This is a genomic window from Streptomyces sp. NBC_00986 (genome assembly GCF_045162565.1).
Lineage (GTDB): Bacteria > Actinomycetota > Actinomycetes > Streptomycetales > Streptomycetaceae > Streptomyces.
This window is the reverse complement of sequence record NZ_CP108733.1, coordinates 9375357-9389428: the sequence shown is the minus strand read 5'-3', so window position 1 is coordinate 9389428 and position 14072 is coordinate 9375357. Positions and strand designations below refer to the sequence as shown.

The window sequence follows — 14072 nt, the reverse complement described above, 5'->3', positions numbered from 1 at the left end:
ACGTCTGCCCACGGACCACACGGGCACGACGAAGGCGCCCGGAACCGCAGTACCGGAACGCCCTCGCCCCTACTTCTCGGTTACCCCCGCCGAGTCGAACGTCGCCACCTCGTGCATCGCCCGCGCCGTGCTCTGCACCAGCGGCAGGGCCAGCAGCGCGCCCGTGCCCTCGCCGAGGCGGAGGTCCAGGTCGACCAGGGGGCGCAGGCCGAGCTTGTTCAGCGCCGCCACGTGACCCGGTTCCGCGCTGCGGTGGCCCGCGATGCAGGCCGCGAGGACCTCGGGCGCGATCGCGCGGGCCACGAGAGCCGCGGCGCCGGCGCTCACGCCGTCCAGGATCACCGGCGTGCGCAAAGACGCGCCGCCGAGCAACAGGCCGACCATCGCCGCGTGTTCGAAGCCGCCGACCGCCGCGAGGACGCCGATGGGGTCGGCCGGGTCCGGCTGGTGGAGGTCGATCGCGCGGCGCACGACCTCCGTCTTGCGGGCGAGGGTCTCGTCGTTGATGCCGGTGCCGCGACCGGTGACCTCGGCGGGGTCGGTGTCCGTGAACACCGAGATCAGGGCGGCGGACGCGGTGGTGTTCGCGATGCCCATCTCGCCGGTGAGCAGCGCCTTGTTGCCGGCCGCCACCAGGTCGCGGGCGGTCTCGATGCCCACCTCGATGGCCTGCTTGGCCTCCTCGCGGGACATCGCGGGACCGGTCGTCATGTCGGACGTGCCCGCGCGGATCTTGCGAGGCAACAGGCCGGGCGTGGCCGGGAGTTCGGACGCCACGCCGACATCCACCACGCACACCTCGGCGCCCACCTGGCTCGCGAAGGCGTTGCAAACCGCCCCGCCGCCAAGGAAGTTGGCGACCATCTGGGCCGTGACCTCCTGCGGCCAGGGGGTGACGCCCTGCGCGTGCACGCCGTGGTCGCCGGCGAAGATCGCGACGGCCGCGGGCTCCGGGATCGGCGGCGGGCACTGCCGGGAAAGGCCGGACAGCTGCGCGGAGATGATCTCCAGCATGCCGAGCGAGCCCGGCGGCTTCGTCATCCGCTTCTGCCGCTCCCACGCCTCGCCGAGCGCCTTCGCGTCCAGCGGGCGGATACCGGCGACGGTCTCGGCGAGCAGGTCGTGCGGGTCCTCGCCGGGCAGCGCCCGACGGCCGTAGGTCTCCTCGTGCACGACCCACGACAGCGGGCGGCGCTTGGACCAGCCGGCCTGCATCAGCTCGGGCTCGTCCGGGAACTCGTCGACGTAGCCGACGCAGAGGTACGCGATGACCTCCAGGTGCTCGGGCAGGCCGAGTGCGCGGACCATCTCGCGCTCGTCGAAGAAGCTGACCCAGCCGACGCCGAGGCCCTCGGCACGGGCGGCGAGCCAGAGGTTCTCGACGGCGAGCGCGGCGGAGTACGGCGCCATCTGCGGCTGTGTGTGCCGGCCCAGGGTGTGGCGGCCGCCGCGGGTCGGATCGGCGGTGACGACGATGTTCACCGGGGTGTCGAGGATGGCCTCGATCTTCAGTTCCTTGAACTGCTTCGCCCTGCCCTTCGGCAGCGACTTCGCGTACGCCTCGCGCTGGCTCTGGGCGAGTTCGTGCATGTTCCGGCGCGTGTCGGCGGAACGGATGACCACGAAGTCCCACGGCTGCGAGTGACCGACGGACGGCGCCGTATGCGCCGCTTCCAGCACCCGCAACAGCACGTCGTGCGGGATCGGGTCGCTGCGGAAGCCGTTCCGGATGTCCCGACGCTCGCGCATCACCTTGAGCACGGCCTCGCGCTCGGCGTCGTCGTAGGCGGGAGCGGCCGGGCCGGTGGACTCTCGTACGTCTTCCACTACGGCCGTGCTCTCTTCTTCCTGATCGGCGGCCCGGGTGTCCAGGTCGTCCACGTGCTGTACGAGTTCCGGGTCTGCCTCACGGGGGGCGGGGACGGCGGCGAAGGGTTCCTCCACGACGCCCGGCTGCTCCTCCGCGGGGAGGACGAGCGGGTGCGGCGGGGTCGGTGCGAGGTGCGGGGTGGTGGGCACGGAGCCCTCCACCGGGACGAACCTGCCGAGGGAGTCGTCCGGGTGGGGCTGCGGCTGGGGCTGCAACTCCGGCTGCGGCAAGGGCTGCACCTCCGGCTGCGGCTCGGGCTCCGGCGGGGCCGTCTCCGTCACGTGGGATTCGGCTACGACGGGCTCGGGGGCCGGGGTGACTTCGGCCCCGGTGTCGGCGACGGGCGCCGCTTCGGGGGCGAGCGGTGTCTCAACCTCCGGGAAAACGGCCGGAGTCGGCTCGGCTTCCTGGATGACCGCGGTCTCGTCGACCGGAGTGATCTCGGGGCCCGGAGAGGCTTCCAGGACCTGCTCCGGAGCGGGGGCGTACACGACGTCCTCCGCCTGGATCGGCTCCGGAACCGCTACGGCCTCGGGCTCCTGCACGACGTCCTGAGCCACCACGGGCTCGGGGGCGACATCCTGCGCGAGTACCTCTTCGGGAGCCTGAGCGAATACGGGGGGCTGGGCAACCGGCTCGTCGGCACCGGCGAACCCGGCGTCGAAGCCCTCTGCGGCTCCTGCCACGTCAACGGCCTCCGGCAACACCGCGCCCTCGGAAGCGAACGCCTCCTGGGACACCTGCACGGCCTCAGGCTCCGGCACGACCTCGGCGCCCGGCGCGGGAACCGCGGCAGCAATCTGCTCCGGTTCCTGCTCGGCAGCCACGCCAAGCTCGTTCTCGGGAACCGGCACAGCCTCGAAGGCGCCCGCACCCTCGGGCAGTTGACCTGCCTCGGCGACACCGGCGCTTCCGGAGCCCTCCGTACTCACGTGGGCGTTCACATGGGCAAAAGCGGCCGCGGGCTCCCCGTCGAACGACTGCCCGTGCCCCTGCCACGCCCCACCGGCGTCGGGAGCCTTCGCCAGGTCGGCGTCCTTGCCGGTGCCCGCACCCGCACCCATGAACGGACCCGGCTCGGGCTCCGGTACGACGACCCCGGCGTCCAGGGCCATGGCGATACCCCCACCGACGGGCTCAGCGACGAGCTCGCTGTCAGGTTTGCCAACCGGAACAACCGTTTCCGCTGTCGGCACCCCCGCGCTCACCGGAGCCTGGGCGCCCCAGGGAGCCGCGCCCTGCGGGGGCAGGTCGCGGAGTTGGGGTGCGTCGAAGTACTCGGGGCCGGTCGTCGCCGGGCCCATCTGCCGTACCGGAGCGCCTGCGGGGCCGCGGTCGGCGAGGGAGCGGACCGGGCTCGCGGAGGTGTCGGGGAGGGGCGGGCCGAGGTGCAGCGGACGGCGCGGCGGAACCGGCGCGGGCGGCGGCGGTGCGGGGAGCCGGACGCCCCCCACATCGACGGAACCGCTGTCACGGCCGGCCGTCTCGTGCGGACCCGGCTCGTGCACAGCTGCCTCGGGCGGCGCGGTCTCCTGCAGAACCGGCTCGTGCGGCGCAACAGCCTCGTGTGCGGCAGCCTCATGCGCGGCCGGCTCGGGCAAGGGAGCCTCGTACGCGACAGCCTCGTGCGGAGCCGGTTGTTGCGGAGCGGCCTCGTACACACCCGGCTCCTGCGCGGCGGCCTCGTGCAGGCCCGGCTCGTACGCCGCCGCTTCCTGCGGAGCCGGCTCGTGGACCGCCTCGAAAACGGGCTCGGGGGCGGGAGGCGGGACCTCGTTGCCCCAGGCACCCTGAGCGCCCGGGAGCAGGAGCAGGTCTTCGTCCTCGGCGGTGGTGTCGGAGAGGTAGGTGTACGCGCCGTGCGCGGGAACGCCTGGCTGTTCCACCATGCCTGCGTTCTCCGGCAGCCCCTCGGCCGGGATCTGGCCGGTGTCGGTCATGCGTACCCCTCGCCCATCGGTTAGTGCTTCTACGACCCGCTCACCGGGAACGGCGCACCGACCGCCCCGCAGTGGAGAACGAGCGTGCCTGTCCAGCGGCACGAACGACCCGACGTCAAAAGGCGACAAAGCCATTTAGACGACAAAGCCATTGACTGGCATTGTCGCGGCCGTTCGGCCGTCGCGACAGGTTGACCCGCGACGGCCCGCTGTGGACTGCGCCACGTTGCGCGTCCTCCGGTTCCGCCGTACCACACTCACCCCAAAACGGGCGGGTTTTCCGGACATTGACGAACGAAGTGCCGGGTCACCCGATGCGGTACAACAGTCCGCCAGCCTACCGCGCGCAGTACGACAACAGGATCACGGGGACGGTACGAGGGGTCAGGAAACGCGCTCCGGAAGGAGGCCGCTGAGCAGGAACGCGACGCTCCGTTCCGTCTCCGTCCAGGCCCTGGTGTCGAGTTCGACGGACTGGAGGAGGGCGCACTCCACGTGGTAGCCGTGCTCCGTGAGGTCGCGGCCGAGGAGTTCGGCCTCGTCGCGGGTGGAGGCGTGCGCCACGATGCGCTGCGGGCGCCGGTCGGCGACCGCGGAGACGACCGCCACTCCCCCGCCGCCGACCCGTACTACGTCAGGTTCGGGCAGGTTCTCCAGGATGTGCGGGGCGTCGCCCTGGACGATCTGGAGGTGCACGCCGAAGCTGCGTGCCGCGGAGTCGGTGCGGGTGCAGGCCTGGGTGTCGCGGTCGACGGCGATGACGGCGGCTCCGGCGCGGGCCGCCTCGATGGCGAAGGCGCCGCTGCCGCAGCCGATGTCCCACACCAGGTCTCCGACGCGCGGGCCGAGGCGGGCGAGTTGGGCGGCCCGGAGCAAGTCCGTTTCCCCTTCGCCCAGTTGTCCGCCGTAGGCCTCGGCGGGGAGGGTCCAGCCGCGGGCGACCGCGGACGGGTCGCGACCGGCGATCCAGCCCTCGGCGGTCGTGCCCGAGACGGTCGGGCCGGCCGGGCCGCCCATGACGATGACGACGTTGGGGTCGCGCCAGGTGCGGTCGGCGGCCTTGTCGGAGGTCAGGACGGTGACCTGCTCGTGCTCGGTGCCCAGTTCCTCGCAGATGACGAAGGTGCGGTGGACGCCCTCCATGAGGAGACCGAGTTCGGCGGGTCCGGCGCCCGGTGAGGTGAGGACGGCGACCTTTGTGTGGGCCCGGCATACGTTCACCGCGCGTCGCAGGGTGCGCCTGTGTGCGACCACCACCTGTGCGTCGTCCCACGGCATCCCGGCCCGGGCGAAGGCGGCGGCCACGGAGGAGACCGCGGGGACGACCTCGACCTCGAGGCCGAACTCCGGGTCGCGCAGGGTCCGTACGACGCCGAAGAAGCCGGGGTCCCCGTCGGCGAACACGACCGCGGTGCCGCGGTGGCCCGCGATGCGGCGGGCGGCGAGGGCGACGCTGCCGAGGCGGATGCGCTCGGCGCGCTGCGACACCTCGGGGAGCGCGAGATGGTGGGGAGCGCCGGCCACCAGCGTGGCGGCGGCGAGGGCGGAGCGTGCCGCGGCGGTCAGCGGAGAGCCGTCCCAGCCGATCACCGTGACGCGGTCGGCCATCGTCGTCAGTCTCCAGGGGTAATTCAGCAGGTCGTCGGGGAAAGCGGCCCGTACGCGGGCACCGTGAGGGTACCTGGTGCGGCTGGGCGGTGCTCCCTGGGCTGTACCCGCCGGACTCAGTTCCAGTCGGCGAGTGACGTGAAACCGTCGACGTCCTCCAGCTGTTCGGCCGTGCCCTCCAAGTCCTCGGGGAGGAGGCTCCACACGATGAAGTCGGTGCGGACGTCGCTCCAGGTGCCGTCGTCGGCGTGGACATGCACTATGCACGCGTTGCGCAGGACGCCCTCGCTGATGCAGCCGATCTTCTGGGCGACCTGCTGGGACGCCGTGTTGTCGGCGGCGGTGCGCAGTTCGATGCGCTCCAACTTCTGGTCCCCGAACAGCCATTGGGCGGTGGCGAGCGCGGCCTCGGAGGCGTAGCCCTCGCCGCGGGCCCAGGGCGCGATGATGTACGACAGCTCGGTGGACCGGACATGCCAGTTCGTCTTGGTCAACTGGACGATGCCGACGAGCCGTTGGGTGAGGAACTCGGTGACGGCGAGGTCGAGGCCGCGGCCCGAAGCGCGTTCGGTGGGCGCGTACTCGGTGATCCAACGGCGGGCCCGGTCCTCGGTGTAGGGCTGGGGGACGTCGGTCCAGGACCCGACCTGTTCGTCGTTCATCATCTCCGTCAGCGCGGGGATGTCGTCCTCGTCGAGGGGCCGCAGCACCAACCGCTCCGTGCTGATGGAGATGTTGGGGAAGGTGCTCGTCATGCGCCGCTCCGTAACCTTCGGAAAATGTTCAGGGCCTACCTGAACTGCCCAGCATGCAGCATGAAAGCGGGGAACCGCACCACGGGGTCCACTCATCGTGAGGGTGTGGACCCCGTGCGTGGTGATACGCCGTATACGCCCGGTCAGCCGGAAGTGACCGGCAGGACGGAGCCCTTGTACTTCTCCGCTATGAACTTCTTCACGTCGGAGGAGACGAGAAGCTTCGCGAGCTTCTCGACGCGGGGGTCGTCCTCGTTGCCGCGTTTGACGGCCAGGAGGTTGGCGTAGGGGTTGTCCTTCGCCGACTCCAGGAGGATCGCGTCCTCGGCGGGGCTGAGGCCCGCGTCCTGGGCGTAGTTGTTGTTGATGACGGCCACGTCCAGGTCGTCGAGCGAGCGCGGCAGTTGGGCCGGGTCCAGCTCCTTGAACTTCAGGTGCTTCGGGTTGGCCGTGACGTCCGCGGGGGACGCGTCCGTGCCCGCCCCCGCCTTGAGCGTGATCAGCCCCTCGGCGGCGAGGAGTTTGAGCGCGCGTCCCTCGTTGGTGGTCTCGTTCGGCACGGCGACGGTGGCTCCGTCGGCGAGCTTCGCGATGTCCTTGACCTTCTTGGAGTACACGCCCATCGGCGGCAGATACGCCTTGACGACCGAGACCAGGTCGGTCCCCTTGGACTTGTTGAACTCGTCCAGGAAGGGCTGGTTCTGGTAGAGGTTCGCGTCCAGCGAACCCTCCTGGAGCGCGGTGTTCGGCAGGACGTAGTCCGTGAACTCCCTTATCTCCAGCTTCAGTCCGGCCTTCTCGGCCAGGTTGTCCTTGACGTACGTCAGGACCTCGCCGGCCGGCACGGCGGTGGCGCCGACGACGAGAGTGCCGTCCTTGCCACCGCTCTTGCCTGAGCCGGAGCCCGAACCGCAGGCCGTGAGGCCGAAGAAGGTCACGGCCAGTCCGGCCGCCGTGACGGCGATGCTCTTGCGCATGGTGATTCCCCCGGCTCTGTTCAGAAGGACGGTCAGAAGGACGGGATGACGGAACCGGCGTACTTGTCCTCGATGAACTTCTTCACCTCGGGCGAAGTGAGCAGCTTGGCAAGCTTCTTGACGCGCGGGTCCTTCTCGTTGCCCTTCTTCACGGCGAGGAAGTTGCCGTACGGGTTGTTCTTCGCCGACTCCAGGATCAGGGCGTCCTTGGCGGGCTTCAGGCCCGAGGAGATCGCGTAGTTGCCGTTGATGACGGCCGCGTCGACGTCGTCCAGGGAGCGCGGGGTCTGGGCCGCCTCCAGCTCCTTGAACTTGAGCTTCTTCGGGTTCTTGGTGATGTCCGAGGGGGTCGCCTCGTTGCCCACACCGGACTTGAGGGTGATCAGCCCGTTCGCCGCGAGCAGCTTGAGGGCGCGGGCCTCGTTGACGCTGTCGTTCGGGACGGCGACGGTCGCGCCGCTCTTGAGGGCGTCGGCGCTCTTGACCTTGTGGGAGTAGAGGCCGAGCGGCTCCAGGTGGACCGTGACGACGGGCACGATGTGGGTGCCGTTCTTCTTGTTGAAGTCGTCGAGGTACGGCTGGTTCTGGAAGTAGTTGGCGCCCACCGAGCCGTCCTCCGTCGCCGTGTTCGGCGTGACGTAGTCGGTGAACTCCTTGACCTCCAGGTCGAGTCCGGCCTTCTTCGCCAGGTGGTCCTTGACGTAGTCGAGGATCTCGGCGTGCGGGGTGGGGCTCGCGGCGACGACCAGCGGTCCGCTGTAGTCGGAGGAGGCCGAGGAGGAGCTGTTGCCCGAGCCGCAGGCCGAGAGCGCGAAGGTGAGCGCTCCGGCGGCGAGGACGGCAGTGGTGAGCTTTGCGGTGTTACGCACGAAAAGTGCCTTTCCTGAAGGGTGTCGCGTACTACGGCCCCGCGTTGGGTGGTGCGGGGAGTCTGGGTGGGGGGTGGGCCTACGCGGCTTTCAGCAGCCGGAGCCTCGGCGCGGGTCCGGACCGTCCGCCGCGCCGGTGCACGGAGCGGGCCGCGTAGTCGCCGGCGAACTGGATGAGGGAGATGACGACCGCGAGGATCGCCACGGTGATCCACATCAGCTGGGTCTCGAAGCGCTGGTACCCGTAGCGGATGGCGATGTCGCCGAGGCCGCCGGCGCCGACCGTGCCCGCCATCGCGGAGTAGCCGATGAGCGCGACGATCGTGGTCGTGGTGCTGGAGATCAGCGAGGGCAGGGACTCCGGTACGAGGACCTTTCGCACGACGGTCCAGGTGTTGCCGCCCATCGACTGCACGGCCTCGACGAGCCCGCCGTCCACTTCCCGGACAGCCGTCTCAACCAGGCGCGCGAAGAAGGGGATTGCCCCGATCGCGAGCGGCACGATGGCGGCTTCACGGCCGATGGTCGTGCCGGTGATGGTCCGCGTGAAGTTCATCAGCGCGACCATGAGGATGATGAACGGCAGCGAGCGGGCGACGTTCACGATCTGCCCGATGACCTTGTTCGCGGCGACGTTCTGCAGCAGTCCGCCGCGGTCGGTCAGGACCAGCAGGATGCCGAGCGGAAGCCCGCCGACGACGGCAATGACCGTGGACCAGCCGACCATGTACAGCGTGTCCCAACACGCCTGGGACAGCAGCGGCTGCATCTCCGACCAGGTCACTTGGCACCTTCCTTCAGCAGTACGGGCTCCTGGCCCAACACGTCGATCTGCAGGCCCTGTTCGCGCAGGAAGCCGATCGGCACGACGTTGTCCTCGTAGCGGCCGGGCAGTTCGATGCGCATGCGGCCGACCTGGAGTCCGCCGACGGTGTCGATGGCGGCGCCGAGGATCGAGATGTCGATGTTGTAGGTGCGCGAGAGCTGGGAGATGACGGGCTGGGTGGCGGCCTCGCCGTGGAAGGTGACGTCGACGACCGTGCGGTCCGCGCCGTGCGCCTCGCCGCTGACCGGGAAGAGCGCGGAGGCCAGTTCGGAGCCCGGGGTGGCGAGCAGTTCGCTCACCGTGCCGGACTCGACGATGCGGCCGTTCTCCATGAGCGCGGCCGAGTCGCACACGTTCTTGACGACGTCCATCTCGTGGGTGATGAGCAGGACGGTCAGGCCCAGCTGCCGGTTCAGGTCGCGCAGCAGCTGGAGGATCGAGCGGGTGGTCTCCGGGTCGAGCGCGCTGGTGGCCTCGTCGGAGAGCAGCACCTTGGGGTCGCCGGCCAGCGCGCGGGCGATGCCGACGCGCTGCTTCTGACCGCCGGAGAGCTGCGCCGGGTAGGACTTCGCCTTGTCGGCGAGCCCGACGAGGTCCAGGAGTTCGAGGGCCTTGGCGGATCGTTCCTTCCCGGACTTGCCGAGGATCTCCAGCGGCAGCTCGATGTTGTCCTGCACGGTCCGCGAGGAGAGCAGGTTGAAGTGCTGGAAGACCATGCCGATACGGCTGCGCGCCTGCCGGAGTTCCCGTCCGGCGCGCGGTCCGCGCCCGGCGAGGGCGGTGAGGTCCTGCCCGGCGACGGTGACCGTGCCGGCGGTGGGCTTCTCCAGCAGGTTGACGCAGCGGATGAGCGAGGACTTGCCGGCGCCGGACTGGCCGATGACGCCGTAGACCTCGCCTTCGCGGACGTGGAGATCGACGCCGTCGAGGGCGGTGACCTCCCGGCCGCGTGAGCGGTAGACCTTGGTCAGGCCCGATGTGGTGATCACTGGGGTTCCATGACTGTCGGGTACGCGGGCGTGGGTGTGCCCTGGGTACGAGGGGGGAAATGTGCGCGGGGCGGCGTCAGTCACACACAACAAAAACTGCATGGACATGCCACAGCGGCTCGCTTCGGGGCGCGAGGCTCGGGGGTGGTGCGGGGGCCCTCTAGAAGGCGCACATTCGACACATACAACGAGCACCGGGCGTCAGGGTCGCCTCGGTCGCAAGGGTGCGGCAGCTCGTCGTGGTCATGGAATCAGTAAAGCAGACGTACGGTCCTGACAAAGGGCCGCCGTCCGCATGCCGGACAGCGGCGGACGCCTGTCAGCCGCGTACGGAGATCTCCACTCCCCCGTCGCTGACCAGCGCGGACACGGCTGACAGGTCACTCACAACAAGGTCGGCGTCCAGCTCGTGGGGCTGGTGCGTTGTGGCCAATGCCACGGTGATCATTCCGGCCGCGCGGCCGGCCTGGAGTCCCGCCGGGGCGTCCTCGAAGACGACACAGCGGGCCGGGTCGACGCCCAACTGGCGGGCGGCGAGCAGGTAGGGCTCGGGGTCGGGCTTGCCGCGGGTGACGTCCTCGGCGACCACGAGGGTCTTGGGGAGGATGCCGGCGTGCGCGAGCCGTGCCTCGGCCAGGCGCCGGGTGGCGGAGGTGACGACGGCCCAGCGGTCGGCGGGCAGCGAGTCGAGGAAGTCCCGGGTGCCGGGCAGCAGGGTCGCGCCGCCGTTGGGCACGTCCTCGACCTCCAGCGCCTCGATCCGCGCGACCGCGGCCGGGACGACATCGGCGGGCAGCAGGTCGGCGGCTATCGCCACGGCGGTCCGCCCGTGCAGTTCGACCCGGGCGAAGTCCTCGGCGGTGATCCCGAACTCCTCCGCCCACCGGGTCCAGCACCGGCGTACGGATTCGAGGGAGGAGACGAGCGTGCCGTCGTTGTCGAACAGGAGGGCCTCAGCGTGGATCTTCATGTTCCCGACCCTACGGTCACCTGCCGTTTGGCCCGTAATAGGGTCACTCCATGCTTGATGCCCTGACGCTGGCGACCGGTGTCGCCGCGCTGCTGCTCGCCGCCTGGTGCGGGTGGGCGGCCTACCGTGATCAGCCGACCAAGGACTGGCACTTCATCGGCATGGCCGTCGTCACCCTGCTGGCCACGGTCCAACTGGTGGTCGGCATCGTGCAGTTGGCGCGCGGCGAGAAGCCGGAGCAGGGCACCGTGATCTTCGTGGCGTATCTGCTGGGCGCGTTCGCGTCGGTCCCGGCGGCAGGCTTCATGTCCCTCACGGAGCGCACCCGCTGGGGTTCGATCACGGCCGCGGCCGGCGGTGTGGTCCTCGCCGTCCTCGAAGTGCGGCTCTACGACATCTGGGGAAGCTGAGATGACCACCGTGGAAGAGAACACCGTGGAAGAGAAGCCCAAGCGGCTCATCAGCGGGCCCGGCATGCTGCTCGTCTGGTTCTACGGCGTGATGGTCGTCGGCGCGGTCTCCCGCTCCGTCTACCAGATCGCCACCGAGTTCGACCGGGCCCCGCTCGCCTACTCCCTGTCGGCCGTGGCGGGCCTGGTGTACGGATTCATCACGTACTCCCTGATCCGCGGCGGCGAGACGGCCCGCAGGGCGGCACAAGTGTGCTGTGCCGCCGAACTCGCGGGTGTGCTCGTCGTCGGGACGCTGACCGTCATCGACAGCTCGGCCTTCCCGGACGCGACGGTCTGGTCGTACTACGGCGCGGGGTACATCTTCATCCCCGTGCTGCTGCCGCTGTCCGCGCTGTACTGGCTGCGGAAGAACCGCACGACCGACACCGCCGACACCGTCACGCCGTAGCGACGTACGCCTCGACCGGCTTCTCCAGGACGATCATCGGTACGCCGTCGTCGCCCTGGGAGGTGCCTACGGTCTCGTAGCCGACGCGGCGGTACAGGCGGAGGTTGCCCTCGCTGCGGTGGCCGGTGTGGAGGCGGAACTTCTTGGCGCCGCGCTCCCCTGCGAGGGCCGACTCCGCCGCGCGGAGGAGGCGGGCGCCGATGCCGTGGCCCTGGAGGCGGGGGTGGACGCAGAGCTTGCCGATGGCCGCCGCGCCGTCCTCGGTCACCGTGCCGCGGACCGATCCGACCACCTCCTCGCCCAGCCGGGCGACGAAGACGCAGTCGGCGCCGACCTCGTCCCGGACCGAGTCGAGGCTCTGGACGAGCGGGTCGATGCGGTAGTTGCCGTACAGCGCCGCCTCGCTCTGGAAGCACAGGTACTGCAGCCTGAAGATCTGCTCTGAGTCCTGCTCGGTCGCCACCGAGATGGTCACGCTCATGCCCATGTGCGCACGCCTCCCGCTCACCTGATCGCCACTTGATTCCTCACTCCTATCCCCGTGCTTCGTGGGCCGCAACCTCCGGCGTCAGCAATCGCCGAAGACATCCCAGACATCTGGAACGTTCCGGGCCGAGACTGCCCTGTGAGATACCCAACTCCCCCGCAATCTCGCGATAGGTGAGGTCCTTGGGCGACAAGAGAGCCTCCATCAGGCGCGGGCAACGACCCGGCAGCCGGCTCACCGCGTCGTGCAGCGCGCGATGCCTCGCCGCCGTGATCGCGGCCTGCTCGGGGCCGCGGTCGCTGTCGTCGACGGGCTCGTCGCCGTACGACTGCTCGAGGCGGGCGGTACGGCGGGTGCGGCGGGCCTCCGAGCGGACCGCGCGGCGGAGCCAGCGCTGGGGGTCGACCGGGGGGCCGGAGGCGTCGAGGAGCTCCAGGAGGCGGAGCCAGACGGCCTGTTCGAGGTCGCCGGGCTCGGTTCCGGAGGCATATGCCTCGGCGGAGGCCTCGGCGGCGAGCAGTGGGCGCAAGGTGGCGACAAGTTGGTGCGTCATATGCGGCACGACGCGGCCGCCCCGGCAGGAGGTTGCCGGGGCGGCCGTCTGTCACTCCAACGGGGCGCGGGGCTCAGCCGTTGACGAAGTCCGCGCGGGCGAGCAGACCGGTGTCGGCGTTGTCGGTGAAGACGCCGTCGATGCCAGTGGCGAAGTACCGCTTGAAGGCACCGAACGCGTCGCCGTAGGCGTCCGCGGCCGTGCCCTTGCGGTACTCCAGCGGCAGGAACGGGTTCTCGTTGCGCATGGTGTAGGGGTGCAGGATCAGGCCCACCTTGTGCGCGTCGGCGACCAGGGTGGTCTCCTTGTTCAGGCTGCCGTCGGCGTTCTTCGTGATGATCAGGTCGAGCGTCGGGCCCAGGCCGTCCGCATACTTCGCGATCTCGGCGAGACCCTTGGGCGTGACCAGGTCGTCGACCGTGCGCGGGTCGCCCTGGTCGATGAAGTCGAAGGGCTGGGTGCCCGTGCCGGACAGCAGCACGACCAGCGGGTTGCCGACGAGCTTGTTGATCTTCGCGATGCTGGTCGGCTCGAAGGACTGGATCAGAACCGGCGAGTTCTTCCGGTCCTTGCCGTGCTTGCGCAGGATCGTCGAGAGCAGCTTCTCCATCTCGAATCCGCGCTTGCGGAAGTAGGTGGGGTGCTTCATCTCGGGGTAGATCCAGACCTGCTTGCCGCGCTTACGGGTCTGCTCGTCCTGCCACTTGAGCACCTCTTCGAAGGTGGGGATCTCCCAGCGGCCGTTGTAGAGCATGTTGTGCGGACGGTTGACCGGGATGCGCTCGATCGCGCGCAGGGTCTTCAGCTCGGCGAGCGTGAAGTCCTCGGTGAACCAGCCGGTCGTGGAGACGCCGTCGAGCAGCTTGGTGGTCTTGCGGGAGGCGAACTCGGGGTGGTCCGCGACGTTCGTGGTGCCGCCGATCTCCGGCTCGTGCCGGCAGACCAGGTGACCGTCCTTGGTGGGGACCAGGTCACCGGCCTCGACGATGTCGGCGCCCAGGTCGAGAGCGAGGTTGTACGAGCCGAAGGTGTGCTCCGGGCGGTAGCCGCTGGTGCCGCGGTGACCGACGATCGTCGGCTTGGGCAGGTCCTTCAGGCCGCCGCCGTGGCGGCCCGACGTGGCCTCGGCCGCTCTCGCGGTGCCCGCCGGTCCGAGTGCGGCCACTCCCGCGCCGAGCACGGCGGCGCCGAGCAGCGCCCGTCGTCCGGTGCCGCCCGCTCGCTCGTTCGGCCCCTGCGTTCCCTGCGTGTCCATGAAACCTCCTGGCGTCGCCCCGTCGCTGCGCGCCGATCGTAGGTGCGCGTAGATGACGGGCGGGAGACCTCGGCCGGAACACGGCGGTGACGCTGGATGTCGTACCGGCTGG

Annotated in this window: 13 protein-coding genes; 2 read left to right on the top strand and 11 right to left on the bottom strand. The window is 70.1% G+C overall.

Annotated elements, in window-relative coordinates:
• Positions 1-69 precede the first annotated feature (69 nt).
• The 8 genes from cobT to OG504_RS42145 form a co-directional block, all read right to left on the bottom strand.
• Positions 70-3810 carry a nicotinate-nucleotide--dimethylbenzimidazole phosphoribosyltransferase gene (cobT, locus tag OG504_RS42180; protein ID WP_405994498.1) on the bottom strand — a complete coding sequence of 1247 codons (3741 nt, stop codon included), beginning with the start codon at positions 3808-3810 and terminating at the stop codon, positions 70-72.
• A 384-nt stretch (positions 3811-4194) separates the two neighbouring features.
• Complete coding sequence (cbiE, locus tag OG504_RS42175; RefSeq protein WP_405994497.1) at positions 4195-5418, bottom strand: precorrin-6y C5,15-methyltransferase (decarboxylating) subunit CbiE; 1224 nt, start codon at positions 5416-5418, stop codon at positions 4195-4197.
• Positions 5419-5534: 116 nt separating this feature from the next.
• Complete coding sequence (locus tag OG504_RS42170) at positions 5535-6173, bottom strand: GNAT family N-acetyltransferase (protein WP_405994496.1); 639 nt, start codon at positions 6171-6173, stop codon at positions 5535-5537.
• Positions 6174-6316: 143 nt separating this feature from the next.
• Positions 6317-7150 (bottom strand): MetQ/NlpA family ABC transporter substrate-binding protein, encoded by an 834-nt coding sequence (locus OG504_RS42165; RefSeq protein WP_405994495.1) that lies wholly within the window; start codon positions 7148-7150, stop codon positions 6317-6319.
• A gap of 32 nt (positions 7151-7182) precedes the next feature.
• Positions 7183-8019 (bottom strand): MetQ/NlpA family ABC transporter substrate-binding protein, encoded by an 837-nt coding sequence (locus OG504_RS42160; protein ID WP_405994494.1) that lies wholly within the window; start codon positions 8017-8019, stop codon positions 7183-7185.
• A 79-nt stretch (positions 8020-8098) separates the two neighbouring features.
• The gene (locus OG504_RS42155) at positions 8099-8803 is read right to left on the bottom strand and encodes a methionine ABC transporter permease (RefSeq protein WP_393765462.1); all 705 of its coding nucleotides are present in this window, start codon (positions 8801-8803) and stop codon (positions 8099-8101) included.
• The gene (locus OG504_RS42150) at positions 8800-9834 is read right to left on the bottom strand and encodes an ATP-binding cassette domain-containing protein (RefSeq protein WP_365308052.1); all 1035 of its coding nucleotides are present in this window, start codon (positions 9832-9834) and stop codon (positions 8800-8802) included. Before OG504_RS42150 ends, OG504_RS42155 begins: the two co-directional genes overlap by 4 nt.
• 319 nt (positions 9835-10153) lie before the next feature.
• Complete coding sequence (locus tag OG504_RS42145) at positions 10154-10804, bottom strand: HAD family hydrolase (protein ID WP_405994493.1); 651 nt, start codon at positions 10802-10804, stop codon at positions 10154-10156.
• 50 nt (positions 10805-10854) lie between these two features.
• Between OG504_RS42145 and OG504_RS42140 the strand changes: the two genes are divergently transcribed.
• Complete coding sequence (locus OG504_RS42140) at positions 10855-11214, top strand: hypothetical protein (RefSeq protein WP_393765456.1); 360 nt, start codon at positions 10855-10857, stop codon at positions 11212-11214.
• Between the two features lies 1 nt (position 11215).
• Positions 11216-11665: a hypothetical protein gene (locus tag OG504_RS42135; protein ID WP_405994492.1), complete on the top strand. Its 450-nt coding sequence runs from the start codon at positions 11216-11218 to the stop codon at positions 11663-11665.
• Here the strand turns inward: OG504_RS42135 and OG504_RS42130 are convergent.
• The 3 genes from OG504_RS42130 to OG504_RS42120 all read right to left on the bottom strand — a co-directional run bounded on the left by OG504_RS42130 (position 11655) and on the right by OG504_RS42120 (position 13960).
• Positions 11655-12152 carry a GNAT family N-acetyltransferase gene (locus OG504_RS42130; protein ID WP_405994491.1) on the bottom strand — a complete coding sequence of 166 codons (498 nt, stop codon included), beginning with the start codon at positions 12150-12152 and terminating at the stop codon, positions 11655-11657. The two genes, OG504_RS42135 and OG504_RS42130, sit on opposite strands and share 11 nt — an antisense overlap.
• Positions 12153-12198: 46 nt before the next feature.
• Positions 12199-12705, bottom strand: coding sequence for a sigma-70 family RNA polymerase sigma factor (locus OG504_RS42125; protein WP_405994490.1), 507 nt, complete (start codon positions 12703-12705; stop codon positions 12199-12201).
• Between the two features lie 73 nt (positions 12706-12778).
• Positions 12779-13960: a glycerophosphodiester phosphodiesterase gene (locus OG504_RS42120; RefSeq protein WP_405994489.1), complete on the bottom strand. Its 1182-nt coding sequence runs from the start codon at positions 13958-13960 to the stop codon at positions 12779-12781.
• Positions 13961-14072: the final 112 nt, after the last annotated feature.